The organism is Halorubrum ruber, from assembly GCF_018228765.1.
GTDB lineage: Archaea > Halobacteriota > Halobacteria > Halobacteriales > Haloferacaceae > Halorubrum > Halorubrum ruber.
Genome location: NZ_CP073695.1, coordinates 2,120,945 through 2,143,036 on the forward strand (window position 1 = coordinate 2,120,945; position 22,092 = coordinate 2,143,036).

21 protein-coding genes are annotated in these 22,092 nt (G+C 69.9%); 14 read left to right on the forward strand and 7 right to left on the reverse strand.

What is annotated here, in order from left to right; all coding sequences use genetic code 11:
* Nucleotides 1-33: 33 nt before the first annotated feature.
* The gene (locus J7656_RS10465) at nt 34-915 is read left to right on the forward strand and encodes a proline dehydrogenase family protein (RefSeq protein ID WP_211553261.1); all 882 of its coding nucleotides are present in this window, start codon (nt 34-36) and stop codon (nt 913-915) included.
* A 406-nt stretch (nt 916-1,321) separates the two neighbouring features.
* Here J7656_RS10465 and J7656_RS10470 read toward each other — a convergent pair whose 3' ends face one another.
* On the reverse strand, nt 1,322-1,531 hold the full coding sequence (locus J7656_RS10470) for a hypothetical protein (RefSeq protein ID WP_249191454.1): 210 nt from the start codon (nt 1,529-1,531) through the stop codon (nt 1,322-1,324).
* Nucleotides 1,532-1,877: 346 nt separating this feature from the next.
* On the reverse strand, nt 1,878-2,615 hold the full coding sequence (locus tag J7656_RS10475) for a helix-turn-helix domain-containing protein (protein WP_211553262.1): 738 nt from the start codon (nt 2,613-2,615) through the stop codon (nt 1,878-1,880).
* Nucleotides 2,616-2,704: 89 nt separating this feature from the next.
* Between J7656_RS10475 and J7656_RS10480 the strand changes: the two genes are divergently transcribed.
* Entirely contained in the window at nt 2,705-4,225 is a 1,521-nt protein-coding gene (locus J7656_RS10480) for an aldehyde dehydrogenase family protein (protein WP_017342932.1), read from the forward strand.
* 42 nt (nt 4,226-4,267) lie between these two features.
* Here the strand turns inward: J7656_RS10480 and J7656_RS10485 are convergent, their stop codons facing one another.
* Nucleotides 4,268-5,173 (reverse strand): transcriptional regulator TbsP domain-containing protein, encoded by a 906-nt coding sequence (locus J7656_RS10485; protein WP_211553264.1) that lies wholly within the window; start codon nt 5,171-5,173, stop codon nt 4,268-4,270.
* Between the two features lie 130 nt (nt 5,174-5,303).
* On the opposite strand from J7656_RS10485, the gene J7656_RS10490 reads away from it, so the two are divergent.
* Nucleotides 5,304-6,101: an aldo/keto reductase gene (locus J7656_RS10490; protein WP_211553265.1), complete on the forward strand. Its 798-nt coding sequence runs from the start codon at nt 5,304-5,306 to the stop codon at nt 6,099-6,101.
* Between the two features lie 30 nt (nt 6,102-6,131).
* Here J7656_RS10490 and J7656_RS10495 read toward each other — a convergent pair whose 3' ends face one another.
* A complete protein-coding gene (locus J7656_RS10495) occupies nt 6,132-7,187 on the reverse strand; it encodes a phosphotransferase family protein (protein WP_017342929.1) in 1,056 nt (351 codons plus the stop codon).
* A 143-nt stretch (nt 7,188-7,330) separates the two neighbouring features.
* Here J7656_RS10495 and J7656_RS10500 point away from each other — a divergent pair, with 143 nt between their 5' ends.
* Complete coding sequence (locus J7656_RS10500; protein WP_017342928.1) at nt 7,331-9,478, forward strand: hypothetical protein; 2,148 nt, start codon at nt 7,331-7,333, stop codon at nt 9,476-9,478.
* A 110-nt stretch (nt 9,479-9,588) separates the two neighbouring features.
* Entirely contained in the window at nt 9,589-9,738 is a 150-nt protein-coding gene (locus J7656_RS10505; protein WP_017342927.1) for a DUF7557 family protein, read from the forward strand.
* A gap of 45 nt (nt 9,739-9,783) precedes the next feature.
* Here the strand turns inward: J7656_RS10505 and J7656_RS10510 are convergent, their stop codons facing one another.
* The 3 genes from J7656_RS10510 to J7656_RS10520 all read right to left on the reverse strand — a co-directional run bounded on the left by J7656_RS10510 (nt 9,784) and on the right by J7656_RS10520 (nt 12,438).
* The gene (locus J7656_RS10510; protein ID WP_017342926.1) at nt 9,784-10,248 is read right to left on the reverse strand and encodes a DUF5799 family protein; all 465 of its coding nucleotides are present in this window, start codon (nt 10,246-10,248) and stop codon (nt 9,784-9,786) included.
* A 112-nt stretch (nt 10,249-10,360) separates the two neighbouring features.
* Nucleotides 10,361-11,512 (reverse strand): mandelate racemase/muconate lactonizing enzyme family protein, encoded by a 1,152-nt coding sequence (locus J7656_RS10515; RefSeq protein WP_017342925.1) that lies wholly within the window; start codon nt 11,510-11,512, stop codon nt 10,361-10,363.
* Nucleotides 11,509-12,438, reverse strand: a complete 930-nt coding sequence (locus tag J7656_RS10520) for a 1,4-dihydroxy-2-naphthoate polyprenyltransferase (protein WP_211553266.1) — start codon at nt 12,436-12,438, stop codon at nt 11,509-11,511. Before J7656_RS10520 ends, J7656_RS10515 begins: the two co-directional genes overlap by 4 nt.
* 206 nt (nt 12,439-12,644) lie before the next feature.
* On the opposite strand from J7656_RS10520, the gene J7656_RS10525 reads away from it, so the two are divergent.
* From J7656_RS10525 to ilvC, 9 genes are all read left to right on the forward strand, one after another.
* Complete coding sequence (locus J7656_RS10525; RefSeq protein ID WP_211553267.1) at nt 12,645-13,187, forward strand: carboxymuconolactone decarboxylase family protein; 543 nt, start codon at nt 12,645-12,647, stop codon at nt 13,185-13,187.
* 40 nt (nt 13,188-13,227) lie between these two features.
* The gene (locus J7656_RS10530) at nt 13,228-13,506 is read left to right on the forward strand and encodes a DUF7111 family protein (RefSeq protein WP_017342922.1); all 279 of its coding nucleotides are present in this window, start codon (nt 13,228-13,230) and stop codon (nt 13,504-13,506) included.
* A gap of 298 nt (nt 13,507-13,804) precedes the next feature.
* The gene (locus tag J7656_RS10535; RefSeq protein ID WP_017342921.1) at nt 13,805-14,782 is read left to right on the forward strand and encodes an aliphatic sulfonate ABC transporter substrate-binding protein; all 978 of its coding nucleotides are present in this window, start codon (nt 13,805-13,807) and stop codon (nt 14,780-14,782) included.
* 1 nt (nt 14,783) lies between these two features.
* Nucleotides 14,784-15,653 (forward strand): ABC transporter permease, encoded by an 870-nt coding sequence (locus tag J7656_RS10540; RefSeq protein ID WP_017342920.1) that lies wholly within the window; start codon nt 14,784-14,786, stop codon nt 15,651-15,653.
* Nucleotides 15,637-16,452, forward strand: a complete 816-nt coding sequence (locus J7656_RS10545; RefSeq protein ID WP_017342919.1) for an ABC transporter ATP-binding protein — start codon at nt 15,637-15,639, stop codon at nt 16,450-16,452. Before J7656_RS10540 ends, J7656_RS10545 begins: the two co-directional genes overlap by 17 nt.
* Nucleotides 16,453-16,856: 404 nt before the next feature.
* On the forward strand, nt 16,857-18,038 hold the full coding sequence (locus tag J7656_RS10550) for a LeuA family protein (RefSeq protein ID WP_425490625.1): 1,182 nt from the start codon (nt 16,857-16,859) through the stop codon (nt 18,036-18,038).
* Nucleotides 18,039-18,447: 409 nt separating this feature from the next.
* Nucleotides 18,448-20,262 carry a biosynthetic-type acetolactate synthase large subunit gene (ilvB, locus tag J7656_RS10555; protein ID WP_017342917.1) on the forward strand — a complete coding sequence of 605 codons (1,815 nt, stop codon included), beginning with the start codon at nt 18,448-18,450 and terminating at the stop codon, nt 20,260-20,262.
* Nucleotides 20,259-20,975, forward strand: a complete 717-nt coding sequence (gene ilvN, locus J7656_RS10560) for an acetolactate synthase small subunit (protein ID WP_211553268.1) — start codon at nt 20,259-20,261, stop codon at nt 20,973-20,975. Before ilvB ends, ilvN begins: the two co-directional genes overlap by 4 nt.
* Nucleotides 20,976-21,006: 31 nt before the next feature.
* On the forward strand, nt 21,007-22,065 hold the full coding sequence (gene ilvC / locus J7656_RS10565; protein ID WP_211553269.1) for a ketol-acid reductoisomerase: 1,059 nt from the start codon (nt 21,007-21,009) through the stop codon (nt 22,063-22,065).
* The last annotated feature ends 27 nt before the right edge of the window (nt 22,066-22,092 follow it).

Here is a 22,092-nt window from a genome sequence, read left to right on the forward strand (position 1 = left end):
CAATATATACCGCTCCGGATCCGCAGTGATCGCATGATCCCGCCCATCGCGAGCAACTTTGTCGCCGGCGAGACGCCGGAGGCGGCGCTCGCTCACGTCGAGGGGCTCAACGACCGCGGCGTGGCCGGCATCCTGAACCTGCTCGGCGAACATTACGAGGAACGGCCCCCAGCCGACGCCGACGCCGACGCGTACGTCGACCTCGTCGAGGCGATCGCGGAGCGCGACGTCGACGCCTGCGTCTCCGTCAAATCGAGTCAGATCGGCCTCGACATCGGCGACGACGTCTTCGAGGAGAACCTCGCGCGCATCGTCGAGGCGGCCAACGCGCCGTCCGCGACCGGGTCGGCGGAGACCGGAGCGGACGGGACGGGCACCTTCGTCTGGATCGACATGGAGGACCACGAGACCACCGACGTGACGCTCGACGCGTTCGAACGGCACGCGGTCGAGACGGACGGCAACGTCGGCGTCTGCGTCCAGGCGAACTTAAAGCGGACCCGCGAGGACCTCGAACGGCTCGCCGCCCTCCCGGGGAAGGTCCGACTCGTCAAGGGCGCGTACGACGAGCCGGCCGAGATCTCGTATAAAAGGAAGGCGCGCGTCGACGAGTCGTACCGCGACTGCCTCGCGTACATGTTCGAGGCGTTCGACGACGGCGTCGCCGTCGGGAGCCACGACCCCGCGATGATCGAGTACGCGAAGGAGCTGTACGCCGACCATGGGACCCCCTACGAGGTGCAGATGCTGACCGGCGTCCGGGAGTCGGCGCAGTTCGAACTCGCCGCCGAAGACGACGTGAAAGTCTACCAGTACATCCCGTACGGATCTAAGTGGTTCTCCTACTTCTACCGGCGGATCCGGGAGCGCAAGTCGAACGCGCTGTTCGCGCTGCGCGCGATCGTCGGGAAGTAACCGACCCCACCCTACTTCGCTCGGCCTTGCGGCCTCGCTCGTTGAGGGTGGGGCTTTGATGTGGTTTTCGCCCTCGGTTGGCGCGACGGGGCGTCTTGTGCGCCCCGCCTACCGGACGCCCTTCGGGGTCGACAAACCCACCATTCAGGGCCGGGCTACTGCGGCCCGTACTGCGCGCCACTTGTGGACGCACAGCACTAGCTGGCAGTGAGATATGGTGTAACATAGTGGTTGCGAAAGTTCGTGTCGGCTTCCTCTCCGGCCTACTCGCGTCGCGCTTCCGACTGAGCGTCGGAACCCCTCGCTCCTTGAGGCCGGAGGCTCCGCCTCGAAAACTGCTGAACGAATCGGGTCAGGAACTGGCGATCCGGCGTTACGATCTGTCAATCGGAGTGTGGTGATGCGGTCAGATTTTTATAAGTGATTGACGGACCGACGACGGACGCTCCAAAGCCCCAGCCGCTCGCTTATAAATAGCCGCTAGCAGATCGGCGGCGAACACCTCCAAAGCCCCAGTCGCTCGCTTATAAATAGCCGCTAGCCGATCGGCGGCGAACACCTCCAAAGCCCCAGTCGCTCGCTTATAAATAGCCGCTAGCAGATCGGCGGCGAACACCTCCAAAGCCCCAGTCGCGAGGACGGCGCACGCTCGCTGCGGTCCTCAGTCGCTCGCTTCGCTCGCTCCTTGCGGTCCTTACGTCACCTGCGCCGTCCTCGCGACTGCCCCTTTGAGTCCCACCCGACTGCGACCGCACAGCACCTCACGCCTCCCCAGCCTCGTCGCTGGCGGCGACCGCCGCCAGCGACTCCCTCGCGCCGTCGGTTCGCGGCCCTCCGGGCCGCTCACCGGGGCGCGCCACCGCCTGCCATTTATAAACAATCGCCGCTATCGCTCGCGGGTATTTAAATATCGTATCGCAACCGACGCTGTGTAACACTCGCTCCGCTGTCGACACCGCCGATCACGGGTCCAGCAGCTTCGACTCCGCCTTCCGGAGGTGTTCGAGCAGCGTCGTCTTCGAGACGTCCATGTCCTCGGCGAGCTCGCGCGTCGACGCCTCTCGGGGCCACTCGTAGTAGCCCGCATCGCGGGCGTGTTCGTACACCTTCCGCTGGGTCGTGGTCAGCGTGTCGAGCCGCTGCTCGCGGGGAGTTCGTCCCGCGTGGCCCGACGACGACATCGACTCCACCGTCACCTCCGCGCCGGCCGCCTCCTGAACCGCGTCGAGCGACTCTCGGATATCGGTGCGCTCGCCGACGAAACACACCTGCCACTCCTCTCGTCCGCCCTCGATCCGGACCGGCGCGCTGTGGACGAAGCCGTGTTCTAAGAGCGTCGGACACACCATGTCGGCCGGGTCGTACTCCAAGAAGAACTCGCGGACGACGTTGCCCGGGGCGTCCCGGGCGCGCCCGAACCGCTCCTGTAGCTCCAAGAGGTTTCCCGCGCGGTCGGACTCGCGGATCGCGTCGAGCAGCGCTTCGACCTCCTCGTTCGTGTCTCCGAACGCCGTGAACAGGCCGTTCACCGTGTTCGGCGCGTCGCTCTCGGCCCGCGGCGAGTTGTATATCGCGTGTGCCAACACGCCGCCGCCGGTCCGGCCCGTCGCCTCGATCGCCCAGCAGTTCGGATGCCACAGGTCCAGCGTGAGCCTGGTTCCGGCCCACTCTCCCGCCCCGTCCGCGTCGGTTGTCGCCATTGTTCACCTTTCCTTGGTAGCGAACCACGAAGACCCTGCCGACCATGGTAGGGTGGGTTATTTGGACGTGCCGACGGGATGTCCCGAACATGGCGCAGCCCTACCAGCACTACATCGACGGCGAATGGGTCGACGGCGACGGGTCCGAGACCTTCGAGAGCGAGAACCCCGCGACCGGAGCGACGCTCGGGGAGTTCCGCCAGGGAACCCCCGAGGACGTGGACCGCGCGGTCGACGCCGCGGACGCGGCGTTCGAGGAGTGGCGCGAGCTCTCGCGGGTCCAGCGCGCGGAGTACCTCTGGGACGTGTACCACGAGCTTCGCGACCGGACCGACGAGCTCGGAGAGATCGTCACGAAGGAGTGCGGCAAAGAGATCAGCGAGGGGAGAGCGGACGTGGTCGAGGCCGCGCACATGGTCGAGTGGGCCGCGGGCGACGCCCGACACCCGAAGGGGGACATCGTCCCCTCGGAGATCCCCTCGAAGGACGCGTACATGCGCCGGAAGCCGCGCGGCGTCACCGGCTGCATCACGCCGTGGAACTTCCCCGTCGCGATCCCCTACTGGCACATGGCCATCGCGCTGGTGGAGGGGAACACCGTCGTCTTCAAGCCGGCCGAGCAGACGCCGTGGTGCGCGCAGATCATCGCGGAGATGTTCGACGACGCCGGTATCCCCGACGGCGTGTTCAACATGGTCCAGGGGTTCGGCGACGCGGGCAACGCGATCGTCGAGAACGACGACGTCGACACCGTCATCTTCACCGGTTCGGCCGAGGTCGGCCACCACATCCAAGAGAAGCTCGGCGGCGTCGCCGGCAAGCGCGCCGCCTGCGAGATGGGCGGCAAGAACGCCATCGTCGTCACCGAGGAGGCGGACCTCGACGTCGCAGTCCACTCCGCAGTGATGTCCTCGTTCAAGACCACCGGCCAGCGCTGCGTCTCCTCCGAGCGCCTGATCGTCCACACGGACGTGTACGACGAGTTCAAGGAGCGGTTCGTCGAGGTCGCGGAGTCGGTCGCGGTCGGCGACCCCCTCGACGAGGACACCTTCATGGGGCCGCTCATCGAGGAAGAACACCGCGAGAAGGTCACCCGGAACAACGAGGCGGCCCGCGAGGAGGGCGTGAACGTGCTCGTCGACCGGACCGAGCTCGACGACGAGGAGATCCCGGACGGCCACGAGGACGGCTACTGGGTCGGTCCGTTCGTCTACGAGGCCGACGCCCACGCCGACCTGACGTGTACCCACGAGGAGGTGTTCGGGCCCCACGTCGCGCTCATGGAGTACGACGGCGACATCGAGGAGGCCGTCGAGATCCAGAACGACACCGACTACGGGCTGGCGGGTGCGATCATCTCCGAGGACTACCGGCAGATCAACTACTACCGCGACCGCGCCGAGTTAGGGTTGGCGTACGGGAACCTCCCGTGCATCGGCGCCGAGGTCCAGCTGCCCTTCGGCGGCGTGAAGAAGTCCGGCAACGGCTACCCCTCCGCCCGGGAGGCGATCGAGGCCGTCACCGACCGCACCGCGTGGACCCTGAACAACTCGAAGGAGATCGAGATGGCGCAGGGGCTCTCGGCGGACATCAAGACGAAAGACGACTGATCCGTCCGGGATGACGCCCGGAGACGGGCATCCGAACGCTTCTCACTCCGTTACACCGCGAACCGCCGCGACCGTCTCTTCGGGCGTCTCGGCCGCCGCGAGCGCGCCCCGCGCCGCGAGCCGCTCGCGCGGGCGCCCGACCGGCTGCGGCTCGGAGACGGTCTCGATCAGGTCGGCCTCGCGAAGGAGCCGTTTTATTCGCGTGAACGTCGAGGGGCTCCCGAGCCCGGCGTCCTCGCAGGCCCGTCGGAGGGTGCGGTCGAGGGCGCCTTCGCGGGCGCCGACCGCGTAGGCGCGAATTCGGGTCTCCTCCGGGTCGGGACCCCCGTTCCCCGCTGGTTCAACGTCGAGCGCGCGAAGCACCGCGGTCGCGACCGACTCGTCGCACCGCGCCGCGAACCCCTCGTACACGCGCCGCCGGCTCGGCGTTCGGAGCCCGTACGGCTCGGCCGCCGCGAACGCCGAGGCGTACCGCTCGCGGAGCGAGGCGTCGTCGCCGACGCGGTGCCACCGACTCGGCGCTCCGGCCGCGTCACGGTCCACCGATTCCACCAGCGCGAACCCCGTCTCCGCCCCCGCCAGCACCGGGTTCGGCTGCGGCGCGTCGAGGACCCGGAGATCGAGCAGGTCCGCGTCGAGCAGCGCCGCGAGCCGGCTCGCCGGTCGAAACCCGGCCGTCGCGACGTCGATCGCGCTCTCGCCCGCGACCACCTTCAGCGTCGGTAGTTCCCACGAGTCGAGGTTGCCCTCTTCGCCGCCCTCGACGTCCCCCTCAGCTTCACCTGACAGATTCTGGACGGTCGGCTCGACGAGCGCCGGGGCGGCCTCGCGGTACGCCTCGACGACCGCGTGGAGCAGCCGCGGTCCGGGGTCGACGAGGAGCGGGTCGGAGAGCGCGCCAAGCGGGAGCGGCTCCGGGGTCGAGGGGAGCGCGGGGCCGGTCGCCATCGACCGGTCCTACGGACGCGACGGATTAATGGTGCGGGACGCAGCAGGCACGCGGGACACGCACGAAGCCGCGGGATCGCGGCGTGCCGGCTCGCGCGCCTTTTTGGCCTCGCGCTCGAAAGCGAAACTCGTGCCACCGCTCGACCTGTCGATCGGGCTCGGAACGTCCGGGCTCGACGACCCTGAGACCTGTACCGACACCGTCGCCGCGGCGCTGGAGGCCGGCTACCGCCACGTCGACACCGCGCAGATGTACGACAACGAGGCCGCCGTCGGCGAGGGGATCGCCGCGAGCGACGTCGACCGCGACGACGTGGTCGTCGCCACGAAGGTCCACCCGGAGAACCTCGCGCCCGAGGACGTGCGCGAGACCGCACACGAGAGCCTCGACCGACTCGGCCTCGACCGGGTCGACCTCCTGTACGTCCACTGGCCGATCCGGGCGTACGACGCGGAGGCGACGCTGCCCGCCTTCGACGACCTCCGCGACGCGGGCGTGACGGACCACGTCGGCGTCTCGAACTTCACCCCCGACCTGCTGCGCGAGGCCCGGGAGATCCTCGACGCGCCGATCGCGGCCCACCAGGTCGAGTGTCACCCGCGGTTCCGGCAGCCGGAACTGCGCGCCCTCGCCGACGAGTTCGACCACCGGCTCGTGGGCTACTCCCCGCTCGGCCGCGGGGAGATCCTCGACGACCCGGCGATCCTCGAAATCGCGGAGCGGAACGACCTCTCGCCGGCGGTCGTCGCGCTCGCGTGGGCGCTCGATCGCGGGATCGTGCCGATCCCGAAGGGGCGAGGCGACCACCTGCGGGAGAACCTGCGCGCAGTCGATGTCGACCTGCCCGACGCCGACCTCGATGAGATCGACGGGCTCGACCCCGAAGAACGCCAGATCGATCCCGACGACGCCGCGTGGAACCGGTAGAGCGGCGCTTTCGCCGCATCGGAGCCGCGCTCAGACCGCGTCGAGCCGCGCCCGCAGCTCGGCGTCCGCCCGCTCGACCAAGGCATCGAGGGGCTCGTCGAGGTACGGTACCCACTGATCGATGAACTCCGAGCGCCCGAGCATCCTGATGACCTCGTAGACCGGCCGCCGTCGGTCGAACCCCTCCGGCAGCGACCCCGCACGCTCGCGGTAGCCCTCTCGTAGGGCCGCTACGAACCGGTCCGGGCCGGTCGAGTCGAACCCGTTGAGCAGCTGGTCCTCCGCGCGCACCAAGTCCCGAGCCGGGTCGCCGACGTGTGACAGCTCCCAGTCGATCGCCGCGACGCCCGGGTCGTCGGTAGCGGTTGCGTCCGCCCTGCCGCCTTCGGCCGTCACGAAGAGGTTCGGCTTCGTGACGTCGCCGTGGAGCAGCGCCGCCGGCGCGCCGTCGAGCAGGTCCCGGTTCGCGCGCACGCAGTCGACGACGGCGTCGTAGTGGTCCGCGAGCCGCTCGGAGGTGCCGATCTCACGCGTCCGCTCGACCGTCGCGAGCAGCACGTCCGTCCACGACGCGAACTCGATCGCGAGTCCGGTCGGCGCGTCGGCGTCCGCCGTCACCGCTCCCTCCGCCGCGCTTCCGGTCTCCGTTCCCGCGCCGACGATCTCCCCGTGGCTCTCGAACCGGTCGGCGTGGAGCGCGGCGAGCGCGCCCCCGACGCGGCGGAGCAGTCGCTCGCGCTCGTCGCCGCTCGCCGCCTCGTAGACGCCCAACAGCCCTCGGCCGGGCGCCGGTGCCGTCGCGAGGTACGCCGGGTCGCCGTCCGGGTCGGCCGCCAGCACCTCGGGGACCGCGAGTGGCCCGTGTTCCCCCACGTATCCGAGCACGGCGCGCTCTCGGGCGAGCCGGCGGCTCTCGTCGGCGAGTGCGACCTTGAGGAACCCTCGCTCACCGTCGGCGAAGACGACGCCGACCGTCTCGTTGGCGCCGTTCCAGGAGGGGCCGACGCCGGTCAGCCGGTCGACCTCGCGGTCAGGAAACGCCGCGGCGAGCGCGCGGTCGATCGGTTCCGATCCGGGCCCGTCCATGCGTACTCGTCCGAGTCGGCCGATGTTAAGATTGTTGTCAGGGTTGGACGAAAGCGAGCAAGAACCACGGTAGCACGCTTCAGAACTCCGAAACGAGATAATTACCAACAACCTCATACGTGTTGGCGAATCAGACTAATCCAGTGAACGACGGGGCATCCGGGGGGCGCATCGCGTTCGAGGTCGACGGGACGACGCTCACCGTCCGGGACGTGATCGAGGGCGAGGAGATGCGGCTCGGCGTCGACCGCGAGCCGGATCTCAGTCCGGCGCTGCCCGCGTTATTCCCGTCTCCGGTCGACGACGCGGTCAGTTTCGAGGCGGAATCGCTTACCGTTCCGGAGTACACGTCGATCGTCGTCCGAGACGACGGGGGCGAGTTCATCGGGCGGCCCAGCGAACCGATGGAGTTCCCGCGTGGATCGTACTGTATCGAGATCACTGGCGTGACGAAGGCGTCCCTCAGGTTCGAAGACGCAGAACTCTCCGTGAGCGGGGTCGAAGGCTCCGACCCGGTCGAGGTCGCGCTCGACCGCCCGACGACCGTCAGCCTCGGCGCGCGGTCGCTCCACACTCGTCCGGAGGCGACGATCACCGTCCCCGACGATCCGGAGGCCCTCGCGGAGGCGGTGTCGGTGTTGGGGTCGTCGATCCGGGAGTTCTCCGCGGAGCGGTCCTGGCCGACGCTGCGCGGGTATCCCCCTCAAATCCGGCGAGGCGAATCGCTCGACATTCCGAGCCCGTTGACCGTCCCCGACACGGGCGTCGAGGTCGTCGTCCGACCGACGTACGCCGACGTGTACCGCCTCTCGACGCTCGCGTACTACCTCGGCGCGCCGATGACGATCGGCAAGGTACCGGCCGTCCGGCTCGACAACGGATACACGGAGCGGCTCCCGACGGACGGTCGCGGGCTCGAAGAGCGAGCCGAGGAACTGCTGCGCACGTGGTTCTTCCTCGACACGCTCGTGCGGACCGACGGCTACACGCTCTCCGACAGGGAGGAGTACGATCAGGTCGGAGCTCAGCTCCCGTTTTATCCGCCGAATCTGGACGAGCTCTCACCCAGCGAGCGGCTGATGGAGTACATGGAAGTCGACCCTGAGACTGTCGCACCGTATACCCCCGAGTGGTCGACTGAGGCGGTACTTCGTCCCGGTCCCGCGAGCGCGGAAGTCCTGCCCCACCTCGCGCACGTCCTCGCACCCGTCCGAGTCCGCGGTTCGACCGAGCGGACACGCACGGGAGACCCAGTGGGGCTCACGACGGCGGATCGGCCGACCGACAGTCTGCGGTCACCCCCACGCGACGGCGGCCCGGTACCGGACCCGGACGCGGACCCGCTCCCGGCGTGGACCGCCGCAGCGCTCCCGGCAGGGTACGAACACGCGCTTCGGCGAAAGACTCCGAACCCCGGGGAAGCGAACGTCACCCTCCTCGTCCAGTCCGCCGACCGAGCGCAGCGACTTCACGAGGCGCTCACGACCCCATCGCTCGCCGCCGGCGTCGGGTCGCTTTCGGTTCTCGAAACGCCGACCGCGGACACCGTCGTAGAGGTGCTCTCGGACCCGTCGATCGACCTGTTGTACTGTGACCTCCCCCTCGACGGGGGAACCCCGGTCGCGGACTCCGATCCGGTCGAGACCCCTCGCCGCGCGGCCGCGGACGGTCGGTCGGCCCCGGCGGTTAGCGTCTTCGAGGGGAGCCAAAGCGTCGCGATCGGAGCCGACGCGGTCCGACGCGGCGGCACCGGCTCCGCGGTGATCGACGGTCGGATTCCGGACGACCGGATACGAACGCTAGTTGAGCTACTTGCCTCCGTGGGTCTCGCGCTCGACACGTCCCTCGCTACGCTACAACTCTCCGGTCGGTCCCCCGTCCGGTTCGCGGGCGACTCCGCTACGGTCGTGGTCCCTCCGAATCCCCCTACGCCCCGGCTCTCATTCTTCGAGTCCGTGACGGAATCGGAACACCGCCTCACGTGGCGAACGGTGCTTTCCCCCGCCTCGTGGCTCGGAGCGGAGCATCAGATCGTGTACGACTGTTTCGATGACAAGACCCGGCTCATCGGTCGCGACCCGACGGAGCGGCCGACCCTCCCCTCCGAAGTGGTGGTCGACTGGTCGACCGAGCCCGACACCACGCTGTTCCTCAACGGTCAGTTCGTGTCCCCGAATGTCGATCTTACGGTCAAGGACGTCGAAGAGTCGGCTCGCCGGGCGCTCGCGGCCGACGATTCGAGCGCTGACGCTCCGACCGAACTCCGCGCCGATTCCGAGTGCCACGACTAACTCCCCGTCCACGGCCGACAACCGGTCCGGTCCGCAGCGGTCCTGTCGGGCGCTCCCGGGACCTCGTTTCCGCCGACATCTTTTATTCTCCGGACGACGAACCGCCGCGTATGCCCCAGATACACCTCGACGAGGAGACGGTCGAGCGGCTGGACGCGCTCCGGGTCGACGACGAGGAGTACGACGAGATCGTCAGCGAGCTCATCAGCATCTACGAGGCGGAGGAGCTCACTCTGTTCCGCGGTAGCGACGTGGAGTAACGAGCCGGGGCGAGCGGCCGCCGAGCGGCCGAACTGCGGGGTCGGCTACTCCTGATACGCGACGCGGACCTGTTCCCACTTCCCGACTTCCTCTAAGTGCGCCTGTAGCTCGTCGGCGTACTCCTGAACGAGGCGCTCGGCGGCCTCCAGTTCCTCGTCCGAGGGACCGCCGGATCCGCCCCCGCCGCCGAGCCCGAGCGCGCCCTTGATCGAGTCGACGACGCCGCCCGACCCGCCGGAGTCGCCGGCGCCGTCGCCGCCGGGAGCGCCGCCCATCCCCGCCATCTGCGACCGGAGGTTCTCCAGTTCGGGCATGATCGCCGGGAGGCTCGACGTGTCTGCGACGACCCGGGCGGCCTCGGGGTCGTCGGCGTTCTCGATCTCGAACTCCGTGGCCGTCATGATCAGTCCCCACTCCTGGCTGGAGAAGCGCGACGCCGCGACGCGCTCGTTGAACTGGTTGTCGACGGTCATCCGCTCGCCGACGATGGCGTCGGTCCACTCGCTCATACGCCTCCGTTCGCCGGTCGTGGTGAAAAGTCCGTCCCCCTGCGGCGAGCCGGGGCCCCAGTCGCCCGGGTCGTGCCCGAGACGAGCCCGAGCGGCGTCAGATCCGCGTCCGCTACCACCGCCGCAGGTCCTCGAACGCGCCGCCCGCGAGCCCCGGACCGGTCGGGACCGCGATCTGCCCGTCCGCGATCGGACAGGGATCGGACGCCAAGTCCTCGTCGAGCAGCGACCCGGTCGCGAGCCCGCACGGGGGGACGTCGGGTGTCGCGGCCGCAACGTGGACTGCGGCCGTCCGCGCGACGACCGCGTCGATCGTGGTGGTGACGACGGGGTCGACGCCCGCCCGCTGCGCCCGCAACGCGGCCGCGAGCGCGCGGTCCGGGCCGCCGAGCGCCATCGGCTTGAGAACGACCGCGTCCGCGGCGTCCGCGTCCAGCACCGCGTCGACCCCGCGGGCCGCGACCGACTCGTCGACGGCGATCCGGACCGCGCCGCCCGCGCCGTCGGTCGGGCCGCGCTCGCGGAGCGCCGCCAGCCCGTCGAGGTCGTCCGCCGGGAGCGGCTGTTCGACGTACGCGAGGTCGAACGCGGCCAGCGCGTCGAGCGCGCGGCGAGCTGTTTCCCGGTCCCACGCGCCGTTCGCGTCCGCGCGGAGCGAGACCGCGTCACCGATCGCCTCGCGGACCGCGCGGACGCGCTCGATGTCCGCGTCGACGTCGCGGGCACCGACCTTCAGCTTGAGGCAGTCGAACCCCGAATCGACCGCCCGCCTCGCCTCGGCAGCGGTCTCGTCCGGCGACCCGTCGCCGACGGTCGCGTTGACCGGGACGGCATCCGCGGGCGTCGCGGTTACACCGGCCGCGTCCGCGAGCCGGTCCGCGAGTCGCGCTCCCGCGTCGCGGGCGGCGGCGTCGGCGAGCGCGAGGGAGATGCCGTGTCGCGCGGCCGGCGTCGACGCCGCGTCGAGTACCTCCAGCGGCGACTCGGACCCACCCTGCCCGCCCACTCCGTCGAGCGCCGCCGCACACGCCTCGCGTGACTCCGTCCACCCCGGAAGCGGGGTCGCCTCGCCGAGGCCGACCGCGCCGCCTCTGTCGCCCCCCGCGCTGTCCCCGTCGCTCCCGCGTTCGACCGCGATCAGGAACCCTTCTCGCCGACGGATCGCTCCGCGGGCGGTGCCGAGCGGGCGGATCAGGTCGAGCGCGAACGACCGGTGTCGCATCGCGCGAACCGGACTCTCGCCGCGGGGATCGTCGTCGATCACACCGCGAGGCCGACGGCGAACGCGACGGCGTACGCCGCGAGCAGCTTGCCGGTCGATTCGAGTGCGGGGTTGAGTGCCTCGCCCGAGGTCTCGGTCAGCACCGTCCGCGCGACGGCCGCCGCCAGCGGGAGGGTGACGAGGGGGAGCAGCGTCGCGAGGCCCTCGCCGCGCGCGACGAACCACAGCGGGGCGAGGTAGGCGGCGGCGAGCATCGCGAGGTACTCGGCGCGGGCGAACCGGTAGCCGAACCGGACGGCGAGCGTGCGCTTGCCCGTCGCGGCGTCCTCCTCGCGGTCGCGGAGGTTGTTGACGACGAGGATGTTCGTCGACAGCGCGGCGATCGGAAGGCTCGCGACGAGCGCCGCGAGCGTCACGGTGCCGGCCGGGATGCCGACGGGGAACCATCCAGAAAGGAGCGCCGCCGTCTGGACGTAGTAGGTCCCCATCACCGCAATGACGCCGAAGAAGACGAACACGAAGAGGTCGCCGAGACCGTGGTAGCCGAGGGGGTACGGGCCGCCGGTGTAGGCGATTCCGGCCGCGACGGAGGCGAGCCCGATCACGAGGATCGGGACGCCGCCGACGGCGACGAGGTAGGTCCCCACGAGAATCGCGGCAGCGAAGGTGAGCCACATCGCCCGCTTCACCTCGTGGGGCTCGATGAGGCCGCTGGCGACGACGCGGGTGAACCCCTCGCGGTCGTCGGTGTCGGCGCCCTGGATCGCGTCGTAGTAGTCGTTCGCGAAGTTCGTGCCGACCTGGATCAGCGCCGCGCCGACGAGCGCCGCCAGCGCGGGAAGCGGGGCGAACACCCCGTCGGCAAGCGCCAGCCCGACGCCGACGATCACCGGTGCGGCCGCGGCAGGGAGCGTCTGGGGACGCGCGGCCATCACCCACGCCCGCCGGCGGGTCACCTCGGTACTCATTACCGCAAGTTGGTGCGTGGCGTCCCTTAAGCTTGCCATCGCGAATCGCCGCGACACCGCGCCGACGGCTCCTCGATCCAGGCCCGACCGGCTGCATCGATACTGGTCGCAGCCAGCGACGTAGCGATCGCGGCCAGCGACGTAGCGATCGCGGCGAACGATACCGAGTCGCGTACACCTATGCTCCGCCGCCGCGACCGGTCGCCATGGCCCGCGTTCCCTACGCCGAGGCGGCGGACGTGCCGGACGAGTACGAGGACCTCCTAGAGTCGTCGCTTCAGGGGAAACCGCTCCACGTGTACCAGTCGATCGGCAACAACCCCGAGGTGTTAGCGGGCCTCAGGTCGTTCCTCGGGTCGCTGTGGGCCGACAGCGGCCTCACCGAGCGGGAGCGCGAACTCGTCATCCTGGCGGTCGCGAGCGAGGTCGGAAACCGCTACGAGTGGCACCAGCACGTCAATATCGCCCGCGGCGTGGGGATCGACGACGACGAGATCGCGGCGCTCGGCCGCGGGGACACCGGGCCCTTCGGCGACGGGGAGACGACGCTGGTCGAGTACGCGCTCGCGGTCGTCCGCAGTGAGGTCGACGCGGTCGCCCACGACGAGATCTCGGCGCTGTACGACGACGAGACGATCGTCGGCATCGCCGCGACGGCCGAAGGGTACGACGCGCTCGGCGGGATGATCGACGCGTTCGATCTGGAACTGGAGCCGGGGACAGAGTTCCACGGGTGGGGCCCCCGATAACGACCGACAGGTTCGACAGGGACCGGCCCCTATCACGGGTATGACCGACACGGAGACCGCGACGGCGAACGGCGTCGCGGCCCGCTACGAGGAGACGGACGGCGAACGCCTGCTCACCTTCTCGCGGGACGGCCGCGAGGCGACCGTCGCGCAGAACGCCGAGGGGTACGCCATGCTGAAGGTCCGGTCCGGCCCCGACGGCGACGAATTAGAGCGGTACTACGGGTTCGACATGGCGCTTGACCACGCCGCCGAACTGCTCGGCGTCGACGTCCCCGACCTCCCGGTGCCGGACGCCGCAGCTGACATGGGGATGTAGCTGCGGCGGCGGACCGCCCGGCCGGCGCAGTCGGTGGTTTCTCGCGGTCGACGGCGCCGGCGGCGCCAACAACCAGCAATATGATCCGGCACCCGGAACGCGAGCCGAACTGCTTCGCCGACCCGTGAGGTCGGGTCGGAGACGCACGACGAGCCGTCAGGCGCCGTGAGGCGACGTTCAAGGACCGTGTGAACCCCACTCATTGACAAAATTAAATAACCATAGAACATCATAGCCGGAGTTGAATATTCTCCATAGCCATATCCCCTTATGAGTGGCACCGGTAGCAGGAGTCACGATGGAACGAAGACAATTCCTGCGCGGTACCGGCGCGGCGATCGGCGGCTCGCTCGTCGCCGGCTGCGTCGGGGGCGGGAGCGAATCCGGGACGGTGACGGTCGACTACGCGTACTACAACCCGGTCAGCCTCGTGTTGCGCGAGAAGGGCTGGCTCGAGGAGGCGTTCGCGGACACCGACACCGACGTCGAGTGGGTGTTGAGCCTCGGGAGCAACCAGGCGAACGAGTACGCCCAGAGCGGCGAAGCCGAGGTCTCCTCGACCGCCGGCATCGCGGCGCTGATGGCCCGCACGAACGGCGTGCCGATCACGACGCCGTACGTCTACTCGGAGCCAGAGTGGACCGCGCTCGTCACCTTCGAGGAGACCGGGATCGAGTCGGTCGCGGACCTGGAGGGGAAGCGGGTCGCCGCCACGCGCGGCACCGACCCGTACTTCTTCCTGCTCCAGGCGCTGGGCGACGCCGGGCTGAGCGAAGACGACGTCGAGGTCGTCAACCTCCAGCACCCGGAGGGACAGTCCGCGCTGGTCCGCGGCGACGTCGACGCGTGGGCCGGGCTCGACCCCCACATGGCGGAGCTGGAGCTCGAACACGACGGCGCGGAGCTGTTCTTCCGCGAGCCCCGGTACAACACCTACGGCTTCCTGAACTTCCTCGACGGGTTCCTTGCGGACCGCACCGAGGACGCGACGCGCGTCCTCGAGGCCTACGAGCGCGGCCGCGAGTGGGCCATCGCAAACCCCGAGGCGACTGCGGGGATCCTCGCCGACGCTTCCGAGATGTCGGCGCCGGTCGCGGAGCGCGTGTTCACCCAGCGGAACGACCTCTCCGAGCCGATCCCGGGCGAGCCGCACCGCGAACTCCTCTCCGACCTCTCACCAATCCTCGAACGCGAGGACCTCGTGACCGACGACGCGGACCCCGCCGGCAACGTCGACGAGCTGATCGACGCCGAGTTCGCGAGCGAGGTCGTCTGAGATGGCCGCCGACACCCGCCGGGAGTCGGACGTCTCCCGCGACTCCGACTCCGGCCGCGGGTCGACGGCGGGCGGGTCGGCCGGCGGCGCCGAGTCTCACGGGCTCGGCCCGGTTCCCCTCCCCGCCGCGAGGCGGTTCCGCCCCCTGCTCGGGCTGCTCGTCCCCGCCGCGCTCGTCGTCGTCTGGCACCTCTCCGTCGCGACTGGTGTCTTCGCGGCCCACCAGCTGCCGGCGCCGCTGCGGGTGGCGGAGACGCTGTACGGGCTGGCGGCGTCCGGCGAGCTGTGGGGTCACGTCGCGATCACGGTCCAGCGCGTCGTCCTCGGCGCCGGCCTTGGGATCGTCGTCGGCAGCCTGTTCGGGACCGCGACTGGGCTCTCCCGGACGGCGAGCGACCTGCTCGACCCCCTGCTCCAGAGCCTGAAGAACATCCCGTCGCTGGCGTGGGTGCCGCTGTTCCTGCTCTGGTTCGGCATCGGCGAGACCGCGAAGGTGCTGCTCATCGCGGTCGGCGCGTTCTTCCCGGTGTACCTCAACCTCTCGACCGGCATCGCCGCGGTCGACGAGGAGCTGCTGGAGGTCGCCGAGGTGTACGACCTCGGGCGCGTCGAGTCGCTGCGCCGGGTCGTGTTCCCGGCCGCGCTCCCCGACCTGCTCGTCGGGATCCGCGGCGGCGTCGGGCTGGCGTGGATGTTCGTGGTCGCCGCCGAGCTGATCGCGGCGAGCCAGGGGATCGGGTTCCTGCTCAGCGACGGGCGGACCCTCGCGCGGCCCGACATCATCGTGGGGTCGATCCTGCTGTTCGCCTTCCTCGGCAACTGCTCGGACGTCGCGGTGAAGGAGGTGAGAGACCGTGTCGTCGGACGCTGAGGCCGACGCCGCGACACCGACCCGCGAGGCCGACGAAGCCGACGCCGCGTCCGCCGAAGCAGATCCCGTCCTCGCGGTCGACGGTCTCCGGAAGCGGTACGACGACACGGTCGCGCTCGACGGCGTCGACCTCGCGGTCGCGGACGGCGAGTTCGTCGCCGTCGTCGGCCCCTCGGGCTGCGGCAAGTCGACGCTGCTCCGCGTGCTCTCCGGCCTCGAAGCCGAGTTCGACGGGCGTGTCGAGGTCGACGGGACGGACGTGCGCGACGGCGGCAGCGACGCCGTCGGGATGGTGTTCCAGGAGCCGCGGCTGCTCGACTGGGCGGACGTCCGCGAGAACATCGCGGTCGGGCTCCCGGGCGACGTCGACCCGGACGCTCCCGCGGCCCGCGAGCGCGTCGACGACCTTATCGAGACGGTCGGGCTCGACGGGTTCGCCGACAGCCGCCCGGACGAGCTCTCCGGGGGGATGGCGCAGCGCGTCGCGCTCGCGCGGGGGCTGGCGTACGACCCCTCGGTGCTGCTGCTCGACGAGCCGTTCTCGGCGCTCGACCGGCTGACGAAGGCGGACCAGCAGGACCACCTGCTCGACGTGTGGGAGGAACGCGGAACGACCGTCGTCCTCGTCACCCACGACGTCGAGGAGGCGGTCTACCTCGCGGACCGCGTCGTCGTCCTCGGCGGCCAACCCGGCACGGTGGCGTCCGTCGTCGACGTCGACATCGACCGCCCCCGCGAGCGCGCTGACGCCGAGCTCGTCGAGCTCCGGCGCGAGGTGACGGAGGCGCTCGGGCGGTAGCGGCGTGCGTGATCCGGCGGTAGCGGTGTCCGCGGTTCGGCGGTAACGGTGTCCGCGGTTCGGCGGTAACGGTGTCCGCAGTCCGCCCCGAGCGGCGGCAGCCCTCCGGCGGTGCGGATGGCTGCCACGCACCGCGCGCCGACCGTCGTCCGAACGAAACGAACGTCGATCCGACTTATTAACCCAGTTCCGGATCGGAATACGGGGTCGATCCTCGGTGTGTGTATAACCTGTTTAAGGTGTATGGATTCGGGCGCAGTCGTGCGGTTTTTCGCTCACCGTGCGCGGCCCACCGAACTGCCGGTCCGCTCTGATTTTGCGATCGTCCAAACCGTTAAGTATCCGACCGTCTTGTCGTGAACCGATGACAGACATCACGGAGGCTTCGTCGGACACCCCGGCGGATCGAGTTCTTCCAGGGCACGATAGCTTCTAACGTCGATATAGGTCCTGTCAGGATCTTCGACACGACCCTGCGAGACGGAGAACAGTCACCACGCACGTCGTTCAGCTACGATGAGAAACGCCGCATAGCGGCGACGCTGGACGACATGAACACCCACGTCATCGAGGCGGGGTTCCCGGTCAACTCGGACGCGGAGTTCGAGGCCGTCAGCGACATCGCCGCCGCGACGGACACCACCGTCTGCGGGTTGGCGCGGGTCGTCGAGGGCGACATCGACGCCGCCATCGACTCCGGCGTCGAGATGGTCCACGTGTTCGTCTCCACCAGCGACGTTCAGCTGGAGGACTCGATGCACGCGACCCGCGAGGAGGCGAAACAGCGCGCGGTCGACGCCGTCGAGCAGGTGAAAGACGCCGGCGTCGAGTGCATGTTCTCGCCGATGGACGCCACTCGGACGGATCCGGACTACCTGATCGACATCGTCGAGGCCGTCTCCGACGCGGGAACCGACTGGATCAACATCCCCGACACCTGCGGCGTCGGGATGCCGACCAGCTTCGGCGAGACGGTGAACGCGGTCGTCGAGGCGACCGACGCCCGCGTCGACGTCCACACCCACGACGACTTCGGCATGGCCGCGGCGAACGCGGTCATGGGCTTCGAGAACGGCGCGGAGCAGGCGCAGGTGTCGGTCAATGGGATCGGCGAGCGCGCCGGCAACGCCGCCTACGAGGAGGTTGTCATGGCCGTCGAGTCGGTGTACGGCGTCGACACCGGCATCGACACGACCCAGATCACCAAGCTGGCCCGGATCGTCGAGGAGGCCTCGGACATCCCGGTGCCGGCGAACAAGCCCGTCACCGGGCGGAACGCGTTCGCCCACGAGTCGGGCATCCACGCCGCCGGCGTCATCGAGAACGCCGACACGTTCGAGACCGGCGTGATGACCCCGGAGATGGTGGGCGCCGAGCGCGAGTTCGTGCTGGGCAAACACACCGGCACCCACAGCGTGCGCAAGCATCTGGTAGAGGCCGGCTTCGACCCGACGGACAGCGAGGTCCGGGCGATTACGAAGCGGGTCAAGGAGTACGGTGCCGGCAAGCGGCAGGTGACCGCCGGCGACGTCGAGCGGTTCGCCGAGGAGGCGGACGTCACGCGCGAGGAGGAGGTCCGGGTCTGATGACCCCCTCCCCGACCGGAGCGCCCCCCGAGCGACCGCGAGGGCGGTCGCGGGAGCACTCTGACCGGGGCCAGCGTCGGCCCCGCGGCGCCCGTCGCCGTGCCGCGCGCCGCGTCGCCCGACAGGAATTTATACCCCGGCCGCGTTGCTCCGGGCGAGATGCGACGGCACACCACGGCCGCGGCGCGCGCGAGCGTACCGGGAGCCGTCGCGCCGATTATTGTAGGGGTATAACCCCCTACACTACCCTTTCCTCACCAACGCGACGCACCGCCGAACGCCGGCGACCGGGTCGGTTCCCACACGTGGAGACCCGCTCCCGAGACGGGAACCGCGCCCCGGTCTGTCCCGCGTTCGCAGCGACCGACACGACAACCCGCCAGATGCCACACCGCACACCACCACGACAATGAGCGACACAGCAGCACAGCCGCGATCCGACGCGGACGAGTCGGACGACGCCTCGGCCGACGCGACCGCGACCGACGAACCGACCGATCCGGACGAGGAACAGGGGGCAGGCCCCGTTTCGACCGGCGCCGAGTCGGTCGTCGCCGCCCTCGAGGCCGCGGGCGCGAAGACCGCCTTCGGCGTTCAGGGCGGCGCGATCATGCCCGTCTACGACGCTCTGTACGACTCCTCGATCCGGCACGTGACGATGGCCCACGAACAGGGCGCGTCCCACGCCGCCGACGCGTACGGCGTCGTCGCCGGCGAGCCCGGCCTCTGTATGGCCACGTCCGGCCCGGGCGCGACGAACCTCGTCACCGGTATTGCCGACGCAGACATGGACTCGGACGCGATGCTGGCGCTGACCGGCCAGGTCCCCACGGAGTTCGTCGGCAACGACGCGTTCCAGGAGACCGACACGGTCGGCGTTACCCGTCCCATCACGAAGCACAACTACTTCGCGGGCGGCGCGGACACTGTCGGCGACACCGTCGGCGAGGCGTTCGAGCTGTCGCGGGCCGGACGGCCCGGTCCGACGCTCGTCGACCTCCCGAAGGACGTCACGCAGGACGAGACCGACCGGACGCCCGGTCCGGCGACGCCCCCCGCGGGGACCGACCCCGACCCGAACGCCGATCAAGAGGCGGTCGAGGAGGCTGCTCGCGCTATCGAGTCGGCAGAACGACCCGTCTGCCTGTTCGGCGGCGGCGTCATCAAGGCCGACGCGAGCGACGAGGCGCGGACGTTCGCCCGGAGCTACGGGATCCCAGTGACGACGACGATGCCGGGAATCGGCTCGTTCCCCGAGGGCGACGACCTCTGCCTCTCGTGGGCGGGGATGCACGGCACCGGCTACGCGAACCTCGCGATCACCCACACCGACTGCCTGATCGCGGTCGGCACGCGCTTCGACGACCGGCTCACCGGCGGGATCGACACGTTCGCGCCCGAGGCCGAGGTTATCCACGTCGACATCGACCCCGCGGAGATCAGCAAGAACGTCCACGCCGACTACCCGCTGATCGGCGACGCGGGGCGCGTCCTCGACCAACTGACGGCGGCGGTCCGCGAGGGGCCCGATACCGAGGCGTGGCGCGAGCGGTGCGCGGAGTGGAAGGAGACGTACCCGCTCACGTACGCGACGCCGGACGACGAGCCGCTGAAGCCGCAGTTCGTCGTCGAGGCGTTCGACGAGGCGACCGACGACGACACCATCGTCACCACCGGCGTGGGTCAACACCAGATGTGGGCCTCGCAGTTCTGGACGTACTCGGAGCCCCGGACGTGGGTCTCCTCGCACGGCCTCGGGACGATGGGGTACGGCGTGCCCGCCGCGGTCGGCGCGCGCGTCGCGGCCGACACGATGGGCGAGGAGGACCGCGACGTGGTCTGCTTCGACGGCGACGGCTCCTTCCTGATGACGATGCAGGAGCTGTCGGTCGCGGTCCGCGAGGAGCTCGATATCACTATCGCCGTGCTCAACAACGAGTACATCGGGATGGTGCGCCAGTGGCAGGACGCCTTCTACGAGGGCCGCCACATGGCCTCCGACTACACGTGGATGCCCGAGTTCGACAAGCTCGCCGAGGCGTTCGGCGCGCTCGGCCTGCGTGTCGACGACTACGACGAGGTCGCGCCCGCCGTCGAGGAGGCGCTCGATTACGAGGGGCCGGCCGTGGTCGACTTCCACGTCGACCCCGAGGAGAACGTCCTGCCGATGGTGCCGAGCGGCGGCGCGAACGGGAAGTTCGCGGCCGCGGAGGACCAGCTATGAGCGGCGACGCCTCCGACGGCGACGCGCCGGCCGTCTCGGACGCCGACTCGCGCACGACTCCCGACGCCGACTCCCGACCGCTCCCGGGCGAGCAGCCCGGGCCGGACGAGCGCGACCACCCCGAGGGGCGCCGGAACCTCGAAGGGATCCGGATCGATCCCGTCGTCGAGGCCGAACACGAGTCGCGGCGCGCGGTGATCTCCGCGCTGGTCGAGGACGAGCCCGGCGTGCTCGCGCGCGTCTCCGGGCTCGTCTCTCGCCGCCAGTTCAACATCGAGAGCCTCACGGTCGGGCCGACGACCGTCGACGGCCACTCGCGGATCACGATGGTCGTCGAGGAGACGGACCCCGGCATCGACCAGATCGAAAAGCAGATGGCGAAGCTGAAGCCGGTCATCTCGGTCGGCGAGGTCGCCGGCGATGCGGTCATCTCCGAGCTCGTCCTGCTGAAGGTCGAGGCCGACGACCCGGCCGCGGTCCACGCCGTCTCCGAGATGTACGACGGGCGGACGGTCGACGCCGGCCCGGAGACAATCACCGTCGAACTCACCGGCGACAAGGCGAACATTGACAACGCGATCGGCGCCTTCGACCGGTTCGGGATCGTCGAGATCGCGCGGACCGGGCCGACTGCCCTCGCGCGCGGCGACACCCCCACGGCCCCAGGAGAGAAACCCGGAACGGCCGGCGAACCGACGACGCACGACGACTGACAGCGAACACACGCGAACTCACACGATACACATGACCGAAGACGACACGCAGACGTTCAATTCGACAGTATACTACGACGACGACGCGGACGAGGAGGCGATCGCCCACAAGACGGTGGCCGTCCTCGGCTACGGCTCGCAGGGCCACGCGCACGCCCAGAACCTCTCCGAGAGCGGAGTCGACGTGATCGTCGGCCTCCGCGAGGACAGCTCCTCCCGGAGCGCCGCCGAGAGCGACGGGCTCCGCGTGGCGACCCCCGCCGAGGCGGCCGCCGAGGCCGACGTGGTGAGTGTCCTCGTCCCCGACACCGTCCAGCCGGACGTGTACGAGAACGCGGTGGAGCCGAACCTCGACGCGGGCGACACCCTCCAGTTCGCGCACGGGTTCAACATCCACTACAACCAGATACAGCCGCCGGAGGACGTCGACGTGACGATGGTCGCGCCGAAGTCGCCGGGCCACCTCGTCCGCCGCAACTACGAGAACGACCAGGGGACCCCCGGCCTGCTCGCGGTGTACCAGGACGCGACGGGCGACGCGCACGACGAGGGGCTCGCGTACGCGGCCGCGATCGGCTGTACCCGCGCCGGCGTCGTCGAGACGTCGTTTCGCGAGGAGACCGAGACCGACCTGTTCGGCGAGCAGGCCGTCCTCTGTGGCGGCGTCACCTCGCTCGTGAAGCAGGGGTACGAGACGCTCGTCGACGCCGGCTACTCGCCGGAGATGGCGTACTTCGAGTGTCTCAACGAGCTGAAGCTCATCGTCGACCTGATGTACGAGGGCGGGCTCGGCGAGATGTGGGACTCCGTCTCCGACACCGCCGAGTACGGCGGGCTCACGCAGGGCGACGTGGTCGTCGACGAGCACGCCCGCGAGAACATGGAGGAAGTCCTCGAAAAGGTCCAGAACGGCCAGTTCGCCCGGGAGTGGATCTCTGAGAATCAGGCGGGACGGCCCTCCTACACCCAGCTCCGCGAGGCGGAGAAGAACCACGAGATCGAGGCCGTCGGCGACGAGCTGCGCGGCCTGTTCGCGTGGGAGGAGTCGGGAGACGAGGACGAGGAGGAGAGCGCCGAGGTGACCGCGTGATGGGCGTATCGCAGGCGGAAACGGCGT

Bases quoted from the DNA above. Each gene is read 5' to 3' on its own strand.
- J7656_RS10535 (WP_017342921.1), top strand. From the start codon at position 13,805: ATGGAACGAAGACAATTCCTGCGCGGTACCGGCGCGGCGATCGGCGGC.
- J7656_RS10530 (WP_017342922.1), top strand. From the start codon at position 13,228: ATGACCGACACGGAGACCGCGACGGCGAACGGCGTCGCGGCCCGCTAC.
- J7656_RS10505 (WP_017342927.1), top strand. From the start codon at position 9,589: ATGCCCCAGATACACCTCGACGAGGAGACGGTCGAGCGGCTGGACGCG.
- J7656_RS10520 (WP_211553266.1), bottom strand. From the start codon at position 12,438: ATGAGTACCGAGGTGACCCGCCGGCGGGCGTGGGTGATGGCCGCGCGT.
- J7656_RS10495 (WP_017342929.1), bottom strand. From the start codon at position 7,187: ATGGACGGGCCCGGATCGGAACCGATCGACCGCGCGCTCGCCGCGGCG.
- J7656_RS10465 (WP_211553261.1), top strand. From the start codon at position 34: ATGATCCCGCCCATCGCGAGCAACTTTGTCGCCGGCGAGACGCCGGAG.
- J7656_RS10540 (WP_017342920.1), top strand. From the start codon at position 14,784: ATGGCCGCCGACACCCGCCGGGAGTCGGACGTCTCCCGCGACTCCGAC.
- J7656_RS10485 (WP_211553264.1), bottom strand. From the start codon at position 5,173: ATGGCGACCGGCCCCGCGCTCCCCTCGACCCCGGAGCCGCTCCCGCTT.
- J7656_RS10510 (WP_017342926.1), bottom strand. From the start codon at position 10,248: ATGAGCGAGTGGACCGACGCCATCGTCGGCGAGCGGATGACCGTCGAC.
- ilvB (WP_017342917.1), top strand. From the start codon at position 18,448: ATGAGCGACACAGCAGCACAGCCGCGATCCGACGCGGACGAGTCGGAC.
- ilvN (WP_211553268.1), top strand. From the start codon at position 20,259: ATGAGCGGCGACGCCTCCGACGGCGACGCGCCGGCCGTCTCGGACGCC.
- J7656_RS10475 (WP_211553262.1), bottom strand. From the start codon at position 2,615: ATGGCGACAACCGACGCGGACGGGGCGGGAGAGTGGGCCGGAACCAGG.
- J7656_RS10525 (WP_211553267.1), top strand. From the start codon at position 12,645: ATGGCCCGCGTTCCCTACGCCGAGGCGGCGGACGTGCCGGACGAGTAC.
- ilvC (WP_211553269.1), top strand. From the start codon at position 21,007: ATGACCGAAGACGACACGCAGACGTTCAATTCGACAGTATACTACGAC.
- J7656_RS10480 (WP_017342932.1), top strand. From the start codon at position 2,705: ATGGCGCAGCCCTACCAGCACTACATCGACGGCGAATGGGTCGACGGC.